General features: G+C 54.1%; 17 protein-coding genes and 2 tRNA genes. 10 read left to right on the top strand and 9 right to left on the bottom strand.

What is annotated here, in order from left to right:
- The first annotated feature begins 81 nt into the window (after positions 1-81).
- The 6 genes from BT142_RS05210 to BT142_RS05185 all read left to right on the top strand — a co-directional run bounded on the left by BT142_RS05210 (position 82) and on the right by BT142_RS05185 (position 6463).
- Positions 82-1011 (top strand): AAA family ATPase, encoded by a 930-nt coding sequence (locus BT142_RS05210; RefSeq protein ID WP_072417154.1) that lies wholly within the window; start codon positions 82-84, stop codon positions 1009-1011.
- Positions 1012-1024: 13 nt separating this feature from the next.
- Positions 1025-2266 carry a DUF58 domain-containing protein gene (locus BT142_RS05205; RefSeq protein ID WP_139182180.1) on the top strand — a complete coding sequence of 414 codons (1242 nt, stop codon included), beginning with the start codon at positions 1025-1027 and terminating at the stop codon, positions 2264-2266.
- Positions 2267-2412: 146 nt separating this feature from the next.
- A complete protein-coding gene (locus BT142_RS05200; protein WP_072417152.1) occupies positions 2413-4620 on the top strand; it encodes a transglutaminase-like domain-containing protein in 2208 nt (735 codons plus the stop codon).
- Between the two features lie 35 nt (positions 4621-4655).
- The gene (locus BT142_RS05195; protein ID WP_072417151.1) at positions 4656-5888 is read left to right on the top strand and encodes a PrsW family glutamic-type intramembrane protease; all 1233 of its coding nucleotides are present in this window, start codon (positions 4656-4658) and stop codon (positions 5886-5888) included.
- A gap of 401 nt (positions 5889-6289) precedes the next feature.
- Positions 6290-6362: transfer RNA gene (locus BT142_RS05190), tRNA-Thr, on the top strand.
- Between the two features lie 15 nt (positions 6363-6377).
- A tRNA-Tyr gene (locus BT142_RS05185) sits at positions 6378-6463 on the top strand.
- A 269-nt stretch (positions 6464-6732) separates the two neighbouring features.
- Here the strand turns inward: BT142_RS05185 and BT142_RS05180 are convergent.
- The 7 genes from BT142_RS05180 to lepA form a co-directional block, all read right to left on the bottom strand.
- The gene (locus BT142_RS05180; RefSeq protein ID WP_072417150.1) at positions 6733-7188 is read right to left on the bottom strand and encodes a Panacea domain-containing protein; all 456 of its coding nucleotides are present in this window, start codon (positions 7186-7188) and stop codon (positions 6733-6735) included.
- Between the two features lie 4 nt (positions 7189-7192).
- The gene (locus BT142_RS05175; RefSeq protein ID WP_072417149.1) at positions 7193-8080 is read right to left on the bottom strand and encodes an alpha/beta hydrolase fold domain-containing protein; all 888 of its coding nucleotides are present in this window, start codon (positions 8078-8080) and stop codon (positions 7193-7195) included.
- A 242-nt stretch (positions 8081-8322) separates the two neighbouring features.
- Positions 8323-9198, bottom strand: a complete 876-nt coding sequence (locus BT142_RS05170; RefSeq protein WP_072417148.1) for a hypothetical protein — start codon at positions 9196-9198, stop codon at positions 8323-8325.
- A 42-nt stretch (positions 9199-9240) separates the two neighbouring features.
- Complete coding sequence (locus BT142_RS05165) at positions 9241-10269, bottom strand: efflux RND transporter periplasmic adaptor subunit (protein ID WP_072417147.1); 1029 nt, start codon at positions 10267-10269, stop codon at positions 9241-9243.
- A 150-nt stretch (positions 10270-10419) separates the two neighbouring features.
- A complete protein-coding gene (gene hemW / locus BT142_RS05160; RefSeq protein ID WP_072417146.1) occupies positions 10420-11523 on the bottom strand; it encodes a radical SAM family heme chaperone HemW in 1104 nt (367 codons plus the stop codon).
- Positions 11520-11987 (bottom strand): hypothetical protein, encoded by a 468-nt coding sequence (locus BT142_RS05155; protein WP_072417145.1) that lies wholly within the window; start codon positions 11985-11987, stop codon positions 11520-11522. Before BT142_RS05155 ends, hemW begins: the two co-directional genes overlap by 4 nt.
- Positions 11988-12039: 52 nt before the next feature.
- On the bottom strand, positions 12040-13857 hold the full coding sequence (gene lepA, locus BT142_RS05150; RefSeq protein WP_072417144.1) for a translation elongation factor 4: 1818 nt from the start codon (positions 13855-13857) through the stop codon (positions 12040-12042).
- A 338-nt stretch (positions 13858-14195) separates the two neighbouring features.
- On the opposite strand from lepA, the gene BT142_RS05145 reads away from it, so the two are divergent.
- The 4 genes from BT142_RS05145 (at position 14196) to BT142_RS05130 (ending at position 19042) form a co-directional block, all read left to right on the top strand.
- Positions 14196-14762 carry a hypothetical protein gene (locus BT142_RS05145; RefSeq protein WP_072417143.1) on the top strand — a complete coding sequence of 189 codons (567 nt, stop codon included), beginning with the start codon at positions 14196-14198 and terminating at the stop codon, positions 14760-14762.
- Positions 14763-15099: 337 nt separating this feature from the next.
- The gene (locus BT142_RS05140; protein ID WP_072417142.1) at positions 15100-16215 is read left to right on the top strand and encodes a hypothetical protein; all 1116 of its coding nucleotides are present in this window, start codon (positions 15100-15102) and stop codon (positions 16213-16215) included.
- A 115-nt stretch (positions 16216-16330) separates the two neighbouring features.
- Positions 16331-18016, top strand: a complete 1686-nt coding sequence (locus tag BT142_RS05135) for a [Fe-Fe] hydrogenase large subunit C-terminal domain-containing protein (protein WP_072417141.1) — start codon at positions 16331-16333, stop codon at positions 18014-18016.
- Positions 18017-18112: 96 nt separating this feature from the next.
- Complete coding sequence (locus BT142_RS05130; RefSeq protein WP_072417140.1) at positions 18113-19042, top strand: diacylglycerol/lipid kinase family protein; 930 nt, start codon at positions 18113-18115, stop codon at positions 19040-19042.
- A gap of 510 nt (positions 19043-19552) precedes the next feature.
- Here BT142_RS05130 and BT142_RS05125 read toward each other — a convergent pair.
- Together BT142_RS05125 and BT142_RS05120 are read right to left on the bottom strand one after the other, a co-directional pair.
- The gene (locus tag BT142_RS05125; protein ID WP_072417139.1) at positions 19553-21118 is read right to left on the bottom strand and encodes a DUF4097 family beta strand repeat-containing protein; all 1566 of its coding nucleotides are present in this window, start codon (positions 21116-21118) and stop codon (positions 19553-19555) included.
- Positions 21115-21453 (bottom strand): PadR family transcriptional regulator, encoded by a 339-nt coding sequence (locus tag BT142_RS05120; protein WP_072417138.1) that lies wholly within the window; start codon positions 21451-21453, stop codon positions 21115-21117. The genes BT142_RS05125 and BT142_RS05120 overlap by 4 nt, the downstream gene beginning before the upstream one ends.
- Between the last annotated feature and the right edge of the window lie 11 nt (positions 21454-21464).

The raw sequence follows: 21464 nt of genomic DNA, 5'->3' as shown, positions 1-21464 counted from the left end.
GAGCTTGTTCTCTCATGCAGGGACGCCGCACAGCTCAGCGGTCGGATGACCTGTATTATCGTTACGGAGGAAAGGATAATAATGAACACACAAATTGAAGCGCTTGTGAACAATATAGAGAAGATAATCGTCGGAAAACGCACTTCCATCGTGAAGGTCATCTGCGCGATGCTGTCGGAGGGCCATATCCTTATCGAGGACGTGCCGGGCGTCGGCAAGACGAGGCTCGTGTCCGCGCTGGCAAGCTCGGTGGACGGCAAGTTCAACCGTATACAGCTCACCCCCGACATCATGCCTTCCGACATCGTCGGTTTCTCGATGATAAACCCTCAGACCCGAGAGCTTGAGTACAAGACGGGTGCGGCGATGTGCAACTTCCTGCTCGCCGACGAGATAAACCGTGCCTCACCGAAGGCGCAGTCCTCGCTTCTGGAGGTCATGGAGGAACACCAGATTTCCCTCGACGGCGTGACCATGCGCCTGCCTGCACCTTTCATGGTAATGGCGACCCAGAACCCTGTCGAGACCTACGGTACCTACCACCTGCCCGAAGCGCAGATGGACAGATTCATCATGAAGATCTCCATGGGCTACCCCACCCCCGAGGAGGAGCTCGACATCATAAGCCGCTCCGAGACCAACGAGTTCACCGAGAAGCTCGCGGCGGTGATGACCGTTGACGACGTTATGCAGCATATCGCAAGCGTAAAGCAGGTGCGCTGCACCGACAGCGTCAAGAAGTACATCGTAGACCTGCTGAACGCTTCGCGCTCTTCCGACCTCATCAAGCTCGGAGCGTCGCCGAGAGCAGGCATCGCACTGCTCAAAGCCGCGAAAGCCTACGCCTACATCGACAGCCGCGACTACGTCGTTCCCGATGACGTCAAGGCGGTCATGAGCGCGGTGCTGTCTCACCGACTGATGCTCTCTCCTAAGGGTAAGAGCGCCTTCGGTACGGCGGAGGAGGTAATGGAGCAGGTGGCTCTTACCGTGCCTGCGCCTGTTGAATGACGCGGGTGACGATATGACAAGCGAAGAAAAGAAGAAACTCGTACTGAAGGGCGAGCTGCCGTCGGGCGTGACCCAGACCCGCACCTACCGCGCCGTGGCAGGCGTCGCGTCCTATATCGGGTGTATCGCGGTGGCTTTCGGGGTGACCTATTACCTCGACGGTACGGCAGGCGTGATACTCATAGCCGCGCTGGTGTGCGCGTTCCTGCTGTCGCTGGTGACGACGCTGGTGCTGGTGCGCAGCATAAACGTGACGGTCGCGGCTGACAAGACGGTACTGACGAAGGGCGAGGACATGGTGCTAAAGGTCAGACTGTCCAAGTCGATACTGCTGCCGTCCCCCGTCATCGAGATACGCGTGGACTGCACCCCTCACCTCGAACTTACGGGAGGCAGCCTGTTCAAGGGCGCGGTGGCAGGAAACGAGACCAACAGGATAAAGATACCCGTCCGCTCGAAACACTCGGGCGCAGCGGGTCTGATGGTGCAGAGCGTGCTGCTGACGGATTATCTCGGGATATTCACCTTCGCGGTGAAGGTGCCCGAGGATCAGAAAAGCATCCGCGTCGCGGTCTACCCCGACATCCCCGATGCCGCTCCGCAGACCGAACTGCTGAAAACCACCAGCCGCTTCAACAACGATGACGACGAGGAGGAGAGCGACGAGAATTCGCTGACCCCAACAGGTCTCCCCGGCTACGACCACCGTCAGTACGTCCCCGGCGACCCAATAAAACGCATAAACTGGAAGATGTCCTCGAAACGCGATATCTACATGATACGACTCGACGAACAGATACGCGGCTCGGGACAGATGTTCTTCCTCGACTGTCCGCCCTACATCCCCGACGACTACCTGCTGTCGGTGAGAGACAATGTCATAGAAGGTGCGCTCGCCATGTTCACCATGCTGCTGCGTGAGGGCAGGGAAGCGACTTTCTACTATTGCAGCGAGGGCTTGTGGCTCAGCGAGGAGATACACAACATGGCGGACGTCTTTCGTTTGCAGGAGGAGCTCTCGGGTCTTGAACCCTGCGAGCCCCCTGCACTCATACCGCCCGAACTGACCGCTTCGGCAAAAACGCCTATCTGCTTCACAAGCGCGGTCTCGGGCAAGGATTCTTCGGCTGTGCAGATAGCGGCACAGTCCCCCGATGCCCTCATAATATGCTCGGCAGGCGCGAACCTGCCCATGATAAGCCCTAACCTCTGGACTATCTCAAACGAATTCGAGTTCAGCCGTGTGCAGGGGTGACCCCCATCCGAAGACTTTTGATATTGGGGGCGTTTGATCTGGAGGCTGCGTTTGACTAGAGATACTGCCTGAATGGCTTCTGCACTTTTGAAGAACAGGAGCACAAACAGCGGTGAGGGACAATACCCGTATAGGGAGTTATATAGATGTTTAAAAAAGAGAAGAAAACCAAGACAAAGCAGGAAAAGCCGAAGCGTCCGTTAGCGGAGACTGTGAGCAGTTACTTCTGCCCGATGCTGCTCGGGGGAGTGCTGTGTTTTTCCGTATACTATGCGCTGTACAGACCGTTCGTACCATTCATGACGGTGATGTTCATGCTGGTACAGCTGGGGCTGTTCCTGTTTTTTGACAAGATAAAGGACAAGAAGATAATAGGCGGCATCATCTACTGCGCAATACTGTTTCTGGTAGTGAACGCATCGGTGATGCTGATGTGGTCGGGCATCGTGAGCGACTACACCGAGCCTGTGAGCTGGTTCTACGGTGAGGACGGTTCGTATAGTTACCGCCCCGAGTTCATATGGGCGGTATTTCTGGGCGGAGGATTCTTCCTCATCTCGGTGCTGTACTATTTCACGCAGATACGCTACCGAAGTCTCGGTTCGATGCTGTGTCTGATGTTCCCCTTCGTCATCTATGCGAAGCGGGCGGAAGAAATGCCCGAGATAGTCGTGACGCTCATCATCACGTCGTTCCTTGCGGTCATGGTACACAACCGCCGTGTTGACCCTGCCATCCCGCCGAAGGACAGGGGCAGGATAAAGATAGACCGTTCCTACCTCATCAGCATCGCGATATTCGTTTCGGTAACGGGCGCTGTCACGATGATGATAAAGAAGCCGACCTACCGCTCGAAGCTTGAGCAGGATTCAAACTTCTTCAACTACGTGGACACGCAGGCGACGGGAAGCGGCGACGACAACAGCATCTCCCCCGAGTCCTCTGCACGTTCGACGCCGCCCGCTTACACGGGAAGGCAGATATTCAGCTTCAAGACCGAGGGCGACAGAGAGGAGTATTTCCTGCGCATACAGCCCTTCGACAACTTCGACGGCGACAAGTGGAAGTACACCATGAACGACTCGGATTTTGCCCTCGCGTACTCGTCGGTAGTTCCCGAATACGGGGTAGACGACATCCTGAAGGATGCGGCGGCACTGGGGCTGTCGGTGCCTGACGGTCTGCCCCACAGAACTACGGGCATCGTCTATGATGAGACTTTCGCCCCCGAATATCTGCCTGCCCCCCTCAACACGATAACCGATGATGAGGATTTCACGGGGCTCGATTACTACAAGTTCCCGAAGTCGGTCATCATACGCCGCGCTTCGAGAAATGCCGAGCCGAATCCGCCCCTCAACGACACCTTCGTGTATAACGATACCGACGCGGATATGTATATGTACGTCAGCTCCCTCGGTCTGAGCGCCGCCGACCTCTACGACCCGAAGTACGACGGCGAGGCGGCAGACCGCCTGCGTGCCGACTACGAGACCGCCTGTGACAGCTACATGGCGCTGTCGGGCGTGTCCGACAGGCTGGCAGAGCTTTCGTTTGAGCTCACCAAGGACGCGAAGAGCGACTATCAGAAAGCAAAGATACTGGAAACGTGGTTCGAGGAGACGGGCTTTGAGTACTCCCTTGAGTACGTTCCCGAGGACACCTCGATAGACTACTTCGTTTTCGAGAGCAAGACGGGCTACTGCACCAACTTCGCCACCGCCATGACGCTGATGGCGAGAGCCGCAGGACTGCCTGCACGCTATGTGGAGGGCTTCGCCGCCTTCGAGAGAGCGGATGACGGTTCGTTCATCATCAGGGACAGCTGTGCCCATGCCTTCGTGGAAGTCTACATCGCAGGCGCAGGCTGGATGACCTTCGACCCCACCGTGCCGGGCTATATGCAGATACCGAAGCAGGACGATAATTTCAGTGCTGCGGCATTCCTGCGCATACTCAGCAGGTTCCTCATCGTTATCATCGTGGCGTTCGTAGTCATCTTCGTACTTCTGCTCGACCGCATCGTGGAGCTGATACTCCGCATACGTCTGCGAATGAAGAGCCCTGCGGAGCGCACGCTGATGCTCTACCGCAACATCATCAAGCTGGTGAACCTCTCCACTGGTTCGGACTACAGCGCCTATACCGTGAAGATGCTCAGGACCTACCTGAACGAGACGAGAGCGGCAGTCCCCGAAAAGCTGCTGCGGCTGTTCGAGAGGGTATGCTTCGGCGGTCACACGCCCACCGAGGAGGAATTCGCGGAGGCGTATGATGAGTACAAGCGGTGCTACAAGTACCTGCGCAAGATCCCCAAACCGAAAACACTGGAAAAGCTCAGAGCTGTTCAGTGAGAGAAATACGGACAGAAAGTTAGGAGTGACAACAAATGAGTCTGCTGACCCTTATAACCCTCGGCATCGCCCTTCTGCCCACCATCGTCATAATGCTGGTGGTAATCAATAACGCGCGTGCCGAAAAAGAGCCTTTCAAGAAGCTCGCATCGGTATTTACGATTAGTGCGCTCTCGACCATCCCCGCGATAATCCTTGAAGTGGTAGGCGGCATGGTGCTCGGGTTTGTGCTGGGCATCTTCGACATCGAAAACGGCGCAAGCACGAACGAGTCCGTCATCTATCAGGTGCTGGAATTCTTTGTAGTCGTCGGATTGTTTGAGGAAGCCTGCAAGTACTTCACCTTCAAGTGGATAATCTTCAACGACCGCGATTTCGACAACACCTACGACGGCGTCATCTACGGCGCCTGTTCGGCGCTCGGCTTTGCGACGCTTGAAAATCTCGGCTACATATTCCTGAACGGCGGCGGACTGAGCGTTGCGATAATGCGTGCGGTGCTGTCGATACCGATGCACGCGGTAACGGGCATCGTGATGGGCTATCACTTCGGCGTGACGAAATACCGCCGCTACAACAACTTGCAGGACACTCATCCCGAGCGCAAGGCTTTCATGTTCTCGGTGATCCTGCACGGCATCTACGACTCGCTGGCGACCCTTCCGGGGCTTCTGAACGAGAACTGGCCGTTCCTTGTGCTGCTGTTTGTGATGGTGTTCATCTACGTCACCATCGGCAAGACGGTCAAGCGTGCGAAGGCCGAGAGCCACAACATCTACAATCGTTATTACTACGAAGTGCTCGGCGGTGAGTATCAGGACATGAAGGGCGGAAAGACCACCTCGAAGAAGGTGTTCGGAATGCCGCTTCCCCCGATGGGTGCAGCCCGTCAGGAGTTCAATCCCTACCAGCCGTATCAGAACGGTGCCCCGATGGGAATGCCCCCGATGGGTATGCCGCCCTCTATGACAAACGACATGGGTCTGAACATGGGTCAGCAGCCGAATTTCGGACAGCCTCAGCAAGGCTACCAGCAGCCCGTACAGCAGCCTGTTTACACGGGTGCTGAAAGATATAGCTCGCAGCCCCAGAGCCCCGTACAGCCCGCACAGAGCCCCGTACAGCCGATGGTAGTCGCAGTGTCGGCAGTCCGCGCAGCAGAACCTGCCCCCACACCCGCCACGGCACCCGCAAAGTACTGCGCCCACTGCGGCGCGTCCATGCCCGCCGAAGCAAGATTCTGCCCCATCTGCGGCAGCAAGGGGTGAGCGCAGAGTGCGGGATTATCCGGGGGCAACCCGCCTTAGCTTCGCACGGCCGGAAGAAAGGTTCTCTCCCAGCCCCCCTTCCAAAGACTTTTGATATTGGGGTGCATGGGCGTTCTCCTCGAAATGGTTAGATAAAAAAGTTTTGTGATTCTCCCCCCCCTGATTTATGGGGGAAGAAATTTTTTTTTTAGATTTTTTTGGGAGAAAAATCAGCTTTTTTGAGGGTTTTTTGGGTTGATTTTTGTGTGTTATGAATATCTACGTGTGCAAATTATCACTCGAATTTGTGTAAGTCTACAAAGTTAAAAAAAGGGGTTGACAGAACCGAAATTGTGTGCTATAATAATTAAGCTGTCGGACGTAAGGAAAACGAAAAACCGAAACCGAACACCGAACAGAACGCTGGATTAGCTCAGTTGGTAGAGCAGCTGATTTGTAATCAGCAGGTCGGGGGTTCGAGTCCGTCATCCAGCTCTCAAAATTAAATATGGGGGAATTCCCGAGTGGCCAAAGGGGGCAGACTGTAAATCTGTTGTTCTTTAACTTCGATGGTTCGAATCCATCTTCCCCCACCAGAAACGCCCCTCAGCTTATTGCTGAGGGGTCATTTTTTTATTTGTGCGGCAAAACGAGACCCTGACAACTGTTGAAGCAGGCGTTTCTGTATTATTCATTATTCTCTATTCTTTATTCTTTTTTGCACACGGATCAATGTATCGGAAAGCTCCTTAAAAAAATACAAAAACAGGTTCATCTTCAGAACCTCACAGCAGACCGAACTGTTATAGATGCGGCCGCAAAAAATAAGCTCCCGAACGTTCGGGAGCTTTTGTGTCGTTATCTGTCAGCCGAAATACTTTTTCAGCTTTTCGGGCGGGATGATGCGGCTGTGGGTGTTCAGCGCGTGTCTGTAGGGGCGCTGATCGTGTATCAGGCTCATCATCGCGGAATTCGACCACTCGGATGTGAAGTCGATGACCTCGAACAGCAGCTGCGCGTCCGACTTGGTCGCTTCGAGCAGGTGGTCGGGGTTCTTCGGCAGCGGTATCGGGTCGATGCCGTACTGTGAGTACTTGGTGTACACCGCAGGCACGACGGGGCCGTACTCACGGGCGATAATATCGTCGATGAAGCACACCTCGTCTATCTGCATCAGGAAATACGCCTGAATGAAGTACAGCACGCTGTTCAGTCTGTTGTTGTTGATAGGTTTCTCGATCTTGTGGTAGAATTTGATAATATAGTCTGAAAGATCGAAAACGTCGATCTTGATGTGAGCGTTAGGATCAGAAGTTTTCATAGTGTTAGTCCTCCATATTGTCGGCTGCGAGCTGCGCTGCCATTTTGCGTACAGCGTCACGTCCCTCGCGCATAGGATATGCCGCCCATACGTGGGTCATACCCTCGCCGACTGTGATGTCAAGTGCTGTGCCGCTCCCTTCGAGCAGCTTTTCGAGCCTTGTGACTTCGGGATAGAATATCTCATGCGTGCCTACGTAGACGTACAACTGACGTATGCCCTCGAAGCTGCCGTAGATGGGGCTGACCATCGGGTCGCGGACGTCGAGGCTGCCTGCCCAGAGCTTGCCCATGCGTTTCAGCCCGTAGATACCGAGCATAGGGTCGAGCTCCTCGTACTGTCTCATCTCCTCGTTTTCCATGGAGATATCGAGCCAGGGGGAGAGCAGGATGAGTTTATCGGGGCAGTGTCTGCCGTCTGCGATAAGGGTCTGAGCCAGACCGAGCGCGAGACCGCCGCCTGCCGAGTCGCCCATGAGCGCTTCAAAGTGGTATTCGGAGCAGAGCTCGGTCAGCAGGGAATAAGCCGCCGCACAGGTATGGACGGGGGCTCTCGGGTACAGGGGTGCGACCACGCGCACCTGAGCGAGCTGACTGAGTCTTACGAGCATATCCCAGTGAAAGATATTAGGCGGAGCGAAATAAGAACCGCCGTGCAGGTACAACACGGTCTTTTCAAACTCATCGCCTATGGTAAAGACCTGCATCCCCGACTGAAAAGTTTCGGAGAGCTTACCTGTCCGAAGGGCAGGGGTCTTATAAGGAAGGCGGTTTTGTTTTTCCATATACGCGATATATTCGGTACAGGCTTCGGACTCAATGAATTTTCGTTTGCCGTCATAGAGTCTTATTACAGGTTCAGCCGCACCTGCGAGGAAGGATCTGTCGGGCATATTATGCTCCTTTCCGTACAATATCCCATTAATATTATATCACAATCAAAACTGATTTCCAATAGTTTTGCTGAAAAACTTAGGTGAAAACGATTTTTTTGTTAATTTGCTCCAAAAAATCCCCCGATGATTTTTTATATTTCACAAACAAAATTTAAAAAGATTTAACAAATAAAACCGCGATAACTGTTTCGTCCCATGCAAAAAAGCCGCACAGGAAAATTCTGTACGGCTTTGCTTTTTTACGAAATACCGAGGAACTCCCAGTAGTTCTTCTTCGGCATATTCTCTTCGGTGACCTTTGCTTCCTTCCAGGAATCGGTCGGTGCGAGCTTGTAGCAGAGGTACAGCACCTGTTTGCCCTGCTTGTCTTTCTTGACCGTCCAGCCGACGTCGGGGACGATACCTCTCGTGCCCTTGGTGGTCACGACGCGCTTGATGCCCTTCTGCTTCAGCGAGAAGAACTTCAGCGTGATGTCCTCACTTGCGGGAACGACGTATATCTTAACTCGTCCGTCCGAGTCCTTAACGTCGGTCATGTAGAAGCGGAACTTTCCGTCGGGGGAATAGGTGTTGTCGTCATTCGTCACCTTCGACAGGTGAACGAGGTCGGTCTTGTAGTAGGAGTACGCTGCCGAGTCGGGGTCAAGGGACATATCCAGCGGAGTCTCGATAGCCGAGCCCTGGAACAGCATATTGCAGATGATGTATGCCACGATTCCGAGCACATACAGCAGAAGGTATATCGTGCCCATGATGACTTTTAGCGATTCTGATGTGCTCGCCGCGAAGAATATCACCAGCGCCACCACGAAGGGAGGTATTATGAGCGTCCAGTTGCCGTTGCCGAGATTGAACAGCAGCAAGAAGAATACAATGGGCAGCATCAGTATGCTCAGCAGTTTCGTCATAAAAATGTCCCGCGTGTACAGCATCAGCAGCAGGAACACTATCGAAGCTATCGCGTAGATGATTAGGAACGTCGCCTGCTTGCCCGAGGCGAACACAAGGTTGTACTGAAAGGTCGCATAAGTGAACAGCGCAATCATCGCAGCGTAAGCCGCCGTGAATATCGAGACGCATCTTTTCACCCATGTGTTTTCAAGGATCTCTTTCATGGGGTCATCTCCTCCGGATTTTCTTTTTCATATTTTCGTATATTAGTTGACTATGACCTGTTCTCCGCCTGCAAGACCGCTTACTATCTCGGTCTGTTTGCCGTCGGCGAGCCCTGTTTCAACGTCCTGTTCGATCTTTGTGCCGTCGATCAGGAGATTTACGTAGGTGCGGTCTTTCGAGGTCTTTATCGCTTCGGTCGGCACCAGCACGGTATCGAGCTTCGAGTAAACATCGAACACGCACTGCACGGGCAGGTCGCTAAGATCCGCGTCCTTGTCAAGGTCGATGACGTAGGTGTAGATCACCATTCCGCCGCCCTCCGACTTGAGTATATCCACGACCTTGCCCTGAGCCTGCGAAGCGCCCTGCTCAAGGTTCACCCTTGTGCCGAAATTGACGTTTTCGAGGGGGTTGTCGTAGACCTCACAGATGAGGTACTGCTTCGAGTGGTCGGAGATCTTGCCGAGAGTCTGCGAAGCCTTGACCGAGCCGCCGACGATTATGATGCTGTCCGCGCCCCTCTGTTCGGCGATGCCGTGTCCGAAAGCGGTCTTGCCGTCAGTCCTGAACACGCCGTCGCAGGGAGCGTAAACGTTATAGTCGTCGTAGGAAGCCGTCATGTGGTCGTACTCAAGCTGGAGCACTTCGAGCTGAACGTTCGCCATCTCGATCTCTTTCTTCGAGCCGCCGTCCTGAGCGAGCTTACTGACGGTCTTTTTCGCCTGTTCGAGGTAGACCTTCTTCTCTTCGAGCTGCTGATCGAGCTCCTCGGAGTCGAGAGTGCAGAGGATATCGCCTGCCTTGACGGTATCGTTTTCCTCAACGTTTATCGACTTGATTATGCCTGCCTTTTTGAACTTGACCTTTTCGGAGTAGGGGTAATCGAACCTGCCCTCGACGTAATACTTCTGTGTAATATCGCCGATGACAGCCTCCTCGGTCTTGTAGTTTATATCCTTGGTCTTATATATAGGCACGACGATCTTATCGTCGGTCTGTTTTGAGCCGCATCCGACAGCCGTAATGAGCATTACGGCGGCTGCCGCAAGAGCGGTGAGCTTTGTCCTCATGTTTTCTCCTCCGTAGACAGGGAAACAGAACGTATATAGTTATTATATCATTTTTTATCGCCGCGTGCAATAGCGAACATATTAATTGTAGGGTTGCACAATTCTCCTTGCTCTTTTTTGTGGAGAATCAACACGGCTATCGTTCCGCGGTCAGCCCTCCGCCAGTCTGAGTATCACGGCGTTCGACACCAGTGCGCCCTCGTCGGTCAGAGCTATCCTGCCGTCCTGCACGGTGACGAGCCCTGCCTTTTCGAGCTCTGCGGCTCTCTCAAAGACCGTCTCCGCGAACTCTTCGTTCCCGAGTTCTGCCAGACGTTCCTTCGTTATCCCGTCGGAGATGCGCAGACCCAGCATTATGTACTCCCTGAGCCTGTCGGGGCAGTCGTCCTCGGTCTCGTTCCGCTGGATGCCTGCGCGTATGAAGCCGCCGATGTCGTCGGGACAGAAGTATCTTCTACCGCCGAAGTCGGAGTGCGCCGACGGCCCGATGCCGATGTACGGTTCAAGCGTCCAGTACTTCATGTTGTGCCGCGAGCGTCTGTCGTCCTTCGCCCAGTTTGATATTTCGTACCGCTCAAAGCCTGCCGCCCTCATGCGTTCGCAGAGCCGCAGGTACAGGTCGCTGACCGTGTCGTCATCGGGCAGTGAAGCGCGGACAGCGTCGCTGTCGAACGCCGTGCCTTCCTCCACCGCCAGCATATACGCCGACAGATGGCTTATCGGCAGAGCGAGCATTCTGTCGATGGTGCGGTCAAGCGAACCTCTGTCCTGACCCTTCAACCCAAGCATCAGGTCGCATGAAATGTTGCCGAACCCGACCTCATGAGCGGTGCGGACGGCTTTTTCAGCGCGTGCGAAGTCGTGCAGTCTGCCGAGAAAGCGAAGTTCCTCGTCGTCCGCGCTCTGCACCCCGAAGGACAGCCTGTTCACGCCTGCCTGCCGCCACCCGATGAGCTTTTCACGGGTGACGCTTGACGGGTTGGCTTCGAGGGTTATCTCGGGGTCGTGCAGGTGAACGTTCGCACGCACCGCCGAGAGTATGTCCTCAACGGCTTCGGGCGGCAGGAGCGAGGGCGTGCCGCCGCCGAAATAGACGGTATCCGCGTCGATATTCCGTTCGCCCAGCACCGAAAGGTTGCGCATGACGGCGGCGGTGAAGTCGGGGATGTCCGCAGGCCGAAGGGGTTTCGAGCAGAACTTGCAGTAGGGGCATTTCCGTATGCAGAACGGCACATGGATGTAGATGCCCGTCATGGTTCGTCGTCCTCAAAAGCGTTCTCGATGGCGGCGGAAGTCTCCGAGCTGTTCTTCTCGAACTTGCCCACAGCCGCCCTGAACCCGAGCCGTCCGAAGTAGATGAGATACGAGCAGGCGAGCAGTGCGAAGGCCTTAGCCCAGTAGCCTGCCAGCTCCACCAGCGAAAGCTCAAAGTAGGTCGAGTTGGCTTCGAGCCAGCTTTTCACGGCAGGGTGGATGACAACGTACCCGATAAGGCTCAGCACCACCGCCGAAAAGACGTAAGCCGATACCCCGAGCATGGCGTTCCTGAAGGGCAGGGAAGAGAATTTCACCCCTGCGAGGACAGCCCATACCGCGACCATCCCTATCCCGAAGCCGTGTGATATATTGGCGAATACCTCTCCGCCGACAGGCAGCACGACAGCCGCCCCCAGCGCAAAGATAATGAAGTATTTCATAGATTTTTCGCTGTCGTTCATTGTCCTCTCCTAACCATATTATAATAGATAACGGATGAGATCTGTTATTTCTTTAGTCTTCGTCGAGCTTGAGGACGCTCATGAACGCTTCCTGCGGTACCTCAACAGTGCCGAGCTGTCTCATGCGCTTCTTGCCCTCTTTCTGCTTTTCGAGGAGCTTTTTCTTTCGGGTGATGTCGCCGCCGTAGCACTTGGCGAGTACGTCCTTGCGCATCGCCTTGACGGTCTCGCGTGCGATTATCTTGCCGCCGATAGCCGCCTGGATAGGCACCTCGAACAGCTGACGGGGGATGTTGTCCTTCAGGCGTTCGCAGATCTTGCGTCCGCGTGCGTAAGCCTTGTCTGTGTGGACGATGAAGGAAAGCGCGTCCACCACCTCGCCGTTGAGCATGATGTCCAGCTTGACGAGCTTCGAGGGCTGGTAGCCCAGCATCTCGTAGTCGAAGGACGCGTAGCCCCTTGTACGGCTTTTCAGCGCGTCGAAGAAGTCGTATACTATCTCTCCCAGCGGCAGCTCATAGTGCAGGTCAACGCGGTTCTCGTCGAGGTACTCCATGTTCTTGAAGGTGCCGCGTCTGTCCTGACACAGCTCCATGATATTCCCGACGAACTCGGGCGGAGTGTAGATGTCCGCTTTCACCATCGGCTCTTCCGCCGAAGCGATGACCGCAGGGTCGGGGTAGTTGGTGGGGTTGTCTATCATGACGGTGGAGCCGTCGGTGAAGTTGACCTTATACACAACGCTCGGTGCGGTGGTGATGAGGTCGAGGTTATACTCACGTTCAAGACGTTCCTGGATTATCTCCATGTGCAGAAGTCCGAGGAATCCGCATCTGAAACCGAAGCCCAGCGCCGCGGAAGTCTCCGCCTCGAAGGACAGGGAAGCGTCGTTGAGCGCCAGCTTGTCGAGAGCGTCGCGCAGGTCGGGGTACTTGGCGCTGTCGGCAGGGTACACGCCCGAGAAGACCATCGGGTTGACCTTCTTGTAGCCCGGGAGCGGTTCTGCGCAGGGGTTGTCGGTGAGGGTGACGGTGTCGCCAACCTGTGTGTCACCGATGTACTTGATGGAAGCCGCGATGTAGCCGACTTCGCCTGCGTGCAGTTCGCCCACGGGCACAAGGTCGGTCGCGCCCATGAAGCCGACTTCGGTGGTCTGGAATTCCGCGCCCGTCGCCATCAGCTTGATGGTGTCGCCTGCTTTCAGACAGCCCTCCATCACGCGGACGTAGATGATAACGCCCTTGTACTGGTCGTAGTAGCTGTCGAAAATGAGTGCCTGCAAGGGCTTGTCGTCGCTGCCCTTTGGTGCGGGGATGTCGGTGATGATGCGTTCGAGCACCTCACGGATGTTCTCGCCCGTTTTTGCCGAGATGCGCGGCGCGTCGAGTGCAGGGATGCCGATAACGTTTTCGACTTCCTTGCAGACGCGGTCGGGGTCGGCAGAGGGCAGGTCGATCTTGTTCACGACGGGGAGCACTTCAAGGTCGTGCTCGATGGCGAGGTAGGTGTTCGCCAGCGTCTGCGCCTCGATGCCCTGCGAAGCGTCAACGATGAGCACAGCGCCCTCGCAAGCCGCCAGCGATCTCGATACCTCGTAGTTGAAGTCAACGTGTCCGGGCGTGTCGATGAGGTTGAAGATGTAGTCCTCACCGTCGTCGGCGTGGTATTTCAGACGGACGGCACGCGCCTTGATGGTGATGCCGCGCTCGCGCTCGATGTCCATGTTGTCGAGCAGCTGATCCTCCATGTCGCGGAGCGCGACGGTGTCGGTCAGCTCAAGTATGCGGTCGGCAAGCGTTGACTTTCCGTGATCTATGTGCGCGATAATGCAGAAATTGCGTATGTTTTCCTTGTTGGTAAGCTCAGCCATTTCCATATCTCCTTTCAAAACGTATACTTTATTATTATACCACATCCCGCCCCGTTTGTCTACAGCTATTTTGAAACTTTTTCTCCGCCGGGGGAGTGCGGCTCTCTCCATTTACAAAGATGTGTTTTTTTTGCACCGGGAACGCAGAGGGCAGGTTCTTATTTTGATAACGTTTCGATTTGTGCGAAAAGTTGAAAACAATATGTAAAAAAACATTATCCCGCCTTGACAAAAAATGTATAAAATGCTATGATTAAAAACATAACATATATATTACGGTATATGATACTGTCTGTGGGGATTATGTATTGTTTTGTTGGGGAAGAGGGGAACTCTTGTTGAGAAAATATGCTGTCTATAAGGCGGACACGGGTTATTATTGCTGTGAATACTATGATACCCTTGAGTCGCTGGAAGCGTGTGCATCTCCGCTGAAGAATGTCATCACCGAGGAACAGCTCCCCGTTGTTTTTGACGGAAAGGGCGGTTATCGGAGCTTTGATCCCGAAAACGATTTTGCTTTCGTTGAGATCATTGAGTCGGACGAAAAATATCCTCTGCCTCTTGAACAGATGTTCTTCAAGAACCATGAGGGCTTTCAGCTGGGCTGGATATCTCCCGATGGCGACACCTACTCCTGCGATTTCACGGGTCACGCAAAGTGCGCGGTCATGCTCGCCGATAAGTTCTACCCCGACGCAAAATATCCCGAACGCACCCTCGGCAGAAAAGGCTGGATCAAGGTCATAGACTCCTGGGACGGCGTTCAGCGTCAGCACGGTCAGTTCGTTTACTCCATGACAGGAAAGATGACCAACCGCCAGGCGGATAAGCTATACGATCTCGGTCTTTACGATAACCCCGAGGTCAGACAGATGCTCAAGGACAGTGAAGATTTCTGGTAAAAAGAGGAAATATTTGATTCACGCCTGCGGACAGATCGGTTCTTCGCAGGCTTTTTTGATGCAGTATTTGATTTTGGTCAGATGTGTTTTTGCTATAAATTGCCATTTTGCACCGAAAACGAAGTGGGAAAATCTGCCATGAGTTTATAATGTACAAATTCAATAGCATTTGCTGTGTAAAACTCATAATTTTGTAAAAAATGTATTGACATTTATTAAGAAATGATGTATAATAGAAAATGATATATAGGCATTTCGGCTACGTGCGCCTTTTTGGCGCTGAAATGGGTCAGAAAGCCTTTTTTCGCAGCATATTTACTTAGGAGGATCTTCACAAATGGCTGAATCCAGATTTATCAAAACGGTGACCTTCGGCGGTTACGACAAGAATGACGTTGACAAAAAGCTCGAATTCCTGTTCACTCAGGTCTATGAGCTGAAAAATGAGCTGAGAGTGTCGAAGCTCAGACTCGATGAGTACAAAAAGGGCACCGACGAGGAAAAGGCTCACGAATCGATCCTCGCTGCCGAGCGTGCAAAACTCACGCAGGTGCAGGTACAGAACGAAACTCTCTCCGAGAAGTTCAAGGCTGTAGACGACGATAATAAACAGAAAGACAATCAGATAGCAGAGCTCAAGGCTCAGATCGAGAAGCTTAACGGCGAAAAGGCCGATCTTGAGGACAAGCTCAAGGCTGCGAACGCAGGCTCCGATGCGGCTGCACTCAGCACCGTTTTCATCGAGGCTCAGAAGTCCGCAAAGCTCATCGAGGATACCGCTTCGGGCAAGGCTAAACAGATCGAGGCTGACTCGAAGAAGCTGGCTGAGGATACCATTGATGAGGCAAACAATAAGGCTAAGAAGATAATCTTCGACGCTGAGACACGCGCTGCCGAGATCGACGCTGAGGCAAAGAACAAGTCCGAGAAGATGGATGCGGCTTCCGATAACCTCAGAGCCAGCCTGCTCTCCGACGTTGAGCGCTTCACCGCTGAGGTCGAGAAGCTCAAGAACGTGTTCGAGACCTTCCAGAAGGACGGTATCGCCAAGCTCGGCGAGAGCGAGGAGATGCTCAAAAAGGCGGACAAGACTCTCAAGCAGGGCGGAGTTCCCCAGTTCAGAGAGCCGAAGAAGTTCGAGCCCGAATATCCCGAAGCTCCCGAATATAAGAAGGTCACCGCTGTATACGCATCGGCTGTTTCCGAGGCTGACAAGAAGAAAAAGGAAGAGCTCGAAAAGCTCGCGGCTCTTGCGGCTTCCCTCGACGGCGGCTCTGCACCTGCGGCTGAGACCGCAGCAGCTCCCGCAGGCGGCGTAGACCTTGCGGCTCTCGCAGCTCAGGCGGCAGCACTCGGCGGAGATGACGCCAAGGAAGAGAAGAAGGACGCTGCTCCCGCAGGCGGACTTGACCTTGCAGCTCTCGCGGCTCAGGCAGCAGCTCTCGACAGCTGAGCCTGCATTTCCCTTTAGGACGAACGCATGAATGGGTGCGGCAGCCATTCCGCACCCGGGCGTGCCCGATATAGATATGATCTGCAAATTAGTATTAAAAGGAGTTGTTTTATAAATGGCTGATCTGATAATCGTTAGACCCGACAAGTGCGTCGGCTGTAATGCCTGCGTCAGAGTATGTCCCGCTACGGAGGCTAACATCACAAAAATATTAGAGGACGGAAGATTTGTTACCACAGTCAACAACGACCGCTGCATCGCCTGCGGTGAGTGCGTAAAGGCGTGCAACCACGGCGCAAGAGACTATCTTGATGATACCGAGGCTGCTATGAGCCGCATGAACAGCGATAAGCTCATAATCCTTGCCGCACCTTCGATAAAATCTGCGTTCCCGACCCAGTGGAAGGGTATCCTTGACTGGTTCAAGAAGAAGGGATGCATCATCTATGACGTATCCTTCGGTGCGGATATCTGCTCGTGGGCACACCTGAGAGCTATCCAGAACAAGAAGGTAGGCAACATCATCACACAGCCCTGCGCGGCTATAGTAAAGTACATAGAGATGTATCAGCCCAAGCTTTTACAGAACCTCTCGCCTATCCACAGCCCCGTTATGTGTGAAGCGACCTATGTAAGAAAGTACCTCAGACGCAATAATCCTATCGCTATGCTGTCTCCGTGTATCGCTAAGAAGAATGAGTTCATTGATACCGGACTTATCGACTACAACATCACCTTCAAGAAGCTGAAGGAATACTTCGACAAGAACGATATAAGAATACCTACCAACTCCGCACAGGAGCTTGACTACTCGTTCGATGACCAGCAGGGTCAGATGGGCAGCGTTTACTCCCGTCCGGGCGGTCTCAGAGACAACCTCTGGCTGTTCGACCCCGATATCAATATCACTACTTCCGAGGGCGCTCACAAGGTCTACCCCGAGCTCGATATGTACGCTCAGATGCCCGAGTTCAAGCACCCAGAAGTTTTCGACGTTCTCTCCTGCGAGTTCGGCTGCAACGTAGGTCCCGGTACAGGCACCGCTCAGAGCGTGTTCGACGTTATGGCTACCATGCGTGAGGTCGAGAAGGACGCTAAGGCAAGACGTAAGACCAGCGGCGCCTTCAACAGAGGTGAGGATAAGCTCTACAAGAAGTTCGATGACGAGCTCAGACTCGCGGACTTCATGAGAAACTACCGTCCTCAGAAGCCTACCCCCGTGCCTACCGACAAGCAGCTCGAAAGCGTTTACGAGCTCATGGGCAAGCACAACGAAGACGAGCGCAGCTACGACTGCCACGCCTGCGGTTACAACAGCTGCCGCGATATGGCTATCTCTATCTACAGAGGCCTCAATACTCCCGAGAACTGTATCGTTCACGCTAAGAGCGTACTGCTCGCAAGACACAGCGCTTTACAGGAGCAGCATGAAAAGCTTGAGGAGATCACCAACGAGTGTCTCGCTCTGTCCGACAAGCTCAAGGCCGACGTTGACATGATAACCGAGAACGTTACCAATATCGGCGATGCAAACACCAAGACTCACGAGAGAGCAGGCGTCGTAAACAACCTCCTCCAGAACGTTGTTGCGTTCTGCAAGGGCAACTCGACCATGGACGCAGGCAGCGTTCAGCAGCTCATCGGTATCCTTGAAACGACCATCAAGGCGTTTGGCGCACTTGACGAGAACGTTACAAAGACCAGCGAAAGCTCGAAGCTCATCACCGAGTCGATCGAACAGATCACTCAGCTCGTTGATGAACTCAACGACACTCTGCACAAGACCGCAGGCGAACTCTGAGCAAAACCATAAAAGTCTTTTAAAGCCCGTGAACCGCTCGGCTCACGGGCTTTGTCTTTAGAGAGAATTAGAGAGAACAGAGAAAGTTGGTTTGGTATGCATTTTGAGATACTTGTGAATCCGACGGGCGCGTCGGGAAAGGCGTGGAAAAAATGGCTGGCGGTCGAGCCGCTATTCAGGTCGGGCGACTGCACCTACACCCTGCGGCGCTCGGAGAAGGAATACGGCATCGAGGAGATGTGCCGCGAACTGACCTCCCGCGGGGAAGAGACCGCGCTGGTCGTCATCGGCGGCGACGGTACGCAGAACGAGGCTGTGAACGGCATCGTCGATTTTGAGAGGACAAAGTACGGGTTCATCCCCTGCGGCACGGGCAACGATATGGTGCGCGATATGGGTCTTCCCTCAGACACTGAGGAACTTGTCCGCAGGATGCTCGACGGCACCGTGAAGCGCGAAGCCGACGTCGGTGAGCTGACATTCCGCTGCGAGGACGGCAGCGTGATAAAGCGGCGATTCAATATCAGCAGCGACGTTGGTTTCGGGGCTGCGACCTGCGAGCTCGTGAACCGTTCGCGGCTCAAACCCATCCTGAACCGTTTCGGGCTGGGACGGCTGATATATATCATCAAGGCGATACGTGTGTGCTTCACGGCACGGCCGTCGGCGGTGACGATAACCTGCGGCGGAAAAACCAAACGGTACAAAAAGTGCCTGTGCGCGGTCGCGATGAACCACTGTCACGAAGGCGGCGGACTGAAATTCTGCCCCGACGCCGACTATGCCGACGGTCAGCTCGACCTCTGCATCGGAAACGGACTGTCACATCCTGAGTTTGTCATGATGCTGCCGAAAGCGCTGAAAGGCAAACACCTGTCCATGCGCGGTGTGTACAGCGAACGCGCCGAACACATAGCGATGCGGTCGGACGAACCCCTGTGGGTCCACACCGACGGCGAGGTCATCGGCAGATCCCGCAGCGTCGAAATGCGCATCCTCGGTTCCAAACTCAAAATGCTGGTATGACCAACACCCCCCGAAGCAGCTTCGACCTGCTTCGGGGGGTGTTGCGCTTTACGCTTAATGAGTGCGGGATTGTCTTGGGGGAAACCCTTTTGAAAAAAGGGTTTCCCCCAAACCCCTTTCCTAAAACTTTTAATACTTTTTGGCTTTGGGGTGCTTCTGCATTATTTTGTGTTGGGCGGGAAGAGTGGCGCTCTTCTCTTCAATTGTGCGCTCTTGCCAAAAAAACGTTCGATGGTGGATAACGCTTCAATTGCAGTATTTTTCAGATTGTCACTCTTGAAGCGGTGATAGGCTATCTTCCAAACCACAACCAACAGACGACAATATTAAAAGTCTTTGGAAGGGGGGTGGGGGAAACCTTTCTTCTAGCCGTGCGAAGCTAAGGCGGACGTGCGAAGCTAAGGCGGACGTGCGAAGCTAAGGCGGACGTGCGAAGCTAAGGCGGACGTGCGAAGCTAAGGCGAAACGTGCGAAGCTAAGGCGGGTTGCCCCCAGTCAGACCCGCACTCGTCATTTAAAGGTGACGGTGATGCTTCCTGCGCTGCAATTTATGGTTACGGGGATGGTGCCTGTGGTCGAGGTCTGTTCCTCGCCGTTTATGCGGACATCGCCGAGGTCTGTGGTTGCCATGATGGCGTAGTCGGTGCCGAGGAGGTCTATATTGCAGCTGCCGAGGTCGTTTTGGAACGCGGACGCTGCTGTGAAGGTTGTCTGGCTGACGTCAATATCTCCGCAGTTGTCGGTGACGCTGACTGCCTTGAATGTGCATTCGTTCACCTTGATGTCGCCGAGGTCGTCGGTAACGGTCATCTGACCCTCACAGGTCGTGCCCGACAGCTCGATGCTGCCGCAGTGGTCGATGACCTTCGCGTCGGTGAAAGTGCAGCTTTCGATCTTGTTTTCGCCGAGGTCGTTGTTGAGGTCAAGATCGGCGGCTTTGCATCCGCTCAGTTCGACCTCGCCGCAGTTGCATTCGATATTCATCTCGGTCGCCGTGATGCCCGAGAGCTTTATATTTCCGAGGGAAGCGGAGACCTTGATCTTCGAGGTCTGACCTTCGGGCAGATAAAGGGTGAATTTCGGCGTAGTCTTTTCGGCGTACTTGTTTATTGAACCGAAGCCGAATTTAGGGCTCAGCGGCGAGCTCTTCATGAGATCGTAGTTGTATCTGATCTTCATTCTGCCGTCCGATTCGATCTTGAGGTATTCTCTGTGAACGTTCTCGCACAGCAGTTTTGCCTTGCCGTCGGTGGAGGGCAGTACGGTTATGCTGCCGATCTTTGCGTTGATGGAGAGGTTGTCGGTGGGACCGCTGAGACTCTGCTCGAAGGTCTCAAGATCCATCTTCTGGATGTAAGCGTCCATGCGCTTGTTGTTGTTGTACTCGCTGAATATCGCGCCCGAAGTTCCGAGAACGAGCAGTGCCGCGCCGACGATGACTGCCAGCTTGTTTATCGGCGCCATACCTCTGCGCTTCTGTCTGATGTGACCCGGTGCGAACAGGAAATAGCTGTAGTCTGCGATGAGTCCTGCCGCGCCGCGGAACAGTGCCTTCACAGGTCTGAAAAGAAGAACTGTCAGACCGAGCATCATCAGTGCCACAAAGAACATCTCGATGGTGAAGGGTACGAACTGCTTGATGTACTTGAACGCCGCCACGAAGCTTGCTGCCGAAGCCGCCGCGCAGGCAAAGTATACCGCCGCTATCACGATGAAGAGCGCCGCCATGAGTGAGTAGCCCGCAGTCCAGAAAGGCATGGTGAGCACCAGCGCGATTATGCGGAATGCGCTCCAGCCAGAAGCCTTTGGGGGAGGCGGGAAGCCGTTCTGCGGAGGGGGCGGGAAGCCGTTCATGCCCTGCGAATACTGCTGTTCTTCCTCGGGCTTTACCCAGCCGTTCTCCTGGATTATCTTTGTTGCGAGCTGTTCGGGGCTGCCGAGGCTCATCATCTGTTCTTCCTGATTGTCTGCGTCCTCGATGAGTTCGGTGTAGTAATCCACCACGCTCGCTACCTCATCCTGGTCGAACGCCGACAGCGCCATTACCAGTCTGTCTCTGTACTCGTTTACCGTCATGATGTCTCCATATCCTTTCGTTCATTTCTCTCGTTCAAAAAATAACCGATCTGTCTTGAAAAATCCGTCCACTCATGTCTGAGCTCGTAAAGCTGTTCCTTGCCGCATTCTGTTATGCGGTAGTAGCGGCGGTTACGCCCAAGATACGGCATATCGTAGACTTCGAGCATCCCGTTTTTCTGCAATCGTCTGAGCACGGGGTAGAGCGTCGATTCGCTGACGCTGACCTTCTCCTGGATGTCTTTGGTTATCTTGTAGCCGTAGCTGTCCTCATTTTCCGTAACGGCAAGCACCATAGCGTCAAGAAGTGCCGCGCTTATCGGGAATACACTCATGTTCTCACCCC

It is taken from the genome of Ruminococcus sp. YE71 (assembly GCF_900119155.1).
Taxonomy (GTDB): domain Bacteria; phylum Bacillota; class Clostridia; order Oscillospirales; family Ruminococcaceae; genus YE71.
The sequence above is the reverse complement of the archived record's forward strand: the minus strand, read 5'-3'. Positions and strand labels throughout refer to the sequence as shown.

Coding starts and splice junctions, on each gene's coding strand:
- BT142_RS05205 (WP_139182180.1), top strand. CDS start 1,025: ATGACAAGCGAAGAAAAGAAGAAACTCGTACTGAAGGGCGAGCTGCCG.
- BT142_RS05130 (WP_072417140.1), top strand. CDS start 18,113: ATGCATTTTGAGATACTTGTGAATCCGACGGGCGCGTCGGGAAAGGCG.
- BT142_RS05135 (WP_072417141.1), top strand. CDS start 16,331: ATGGCTGATCTGATAATCGTTAGACCCGACAAGTGCGTCGGCTGTAAT.
- BT142_RS05170 (WP_072417148.1), bottom strand. CDS start 9,198: ATGAAAGAGATCCTTGAAAACACATGGGTGAAAAGATGCGTCTCGATA.
- BT142_RS05120 (WP_072417138.1), bottom strand. CDS start 21,453: ATGAGTGTATTCCCGATAAGCGCGGCACTTCTTGACGCTATGGTGCTT.
- BT142_RS05165 (WP_072417147.1), bottom strand. CDS start 10,269: ATGAGGACAAAGCTCACCGCTCTTGCGGCAGCCGCCGTAATGCTCATT.
- BT142_RS05175 (WP_072417149.1), bottom strand. CDS start 8,080: ATGCCCGACAGATCCTTCCTCGCAGGTGCGGCTGAACCTGTAATAAGA.
- BT142_RS05200 (WP_072417152.1), top strand. CDS start 2,413: ATGTTTAAAAAAGAGAAGAAAACCAAGACAAAGCAGGAAAAGCCGAAG.
- hemW (WP_072417146.1), bottom strand. CDS start 11,523: ATGACGGGCATCTACATCCATGTGCCGTTCTGCATACGGAAATGCCCC.
- BT142_RS05195 (WP_072417151.1), top strand. CDS start 4,656: ATGAGTCTGCTGACCCTTATAACCCTCGGCATCGCCCTTCTGCCCACC.
- BT142_RS05140 (WP_072417142.1), top strand. CDS start 15,100: ATGGCTGAATCCAGATTTATCAAAACGGTGACCTTCGGCGGTTACGAC.
- BT142_RS05210 (WP_072417154.1), top strand. CDS start 82: ATGAACACACAAATTGAAGCGCTTGTGAACAATATAGAGAAGATAATC.
- lepA (WP_072417144.1), bottom strand. CDS start 13,857: ATGGCTGAGCTTACCAACAAGGAAAACATACGCAATTTCTGCATTATC.
- BT142_RS05155 (WP_072417145.1), bottom strand. CDS start 11,987: ATGAACGACAGCGAAAAATCTATGAAATACTTCATTATCTTTGCGCTG.
- BT142_RS05125 (WP_072417139.1), bottom strand. CDS start 21,118: ATGACGGTAAACGAGTACAGAGACAGACTGGTAATGGCGCTGTCGGCG.
- BT142_RS05180 (WP_072417150.1), bottom strand. CDS start 7,188: ATGAAAACTTCTGATCCTAACGCTCACATCAAGATCGACGTTTTCGAT.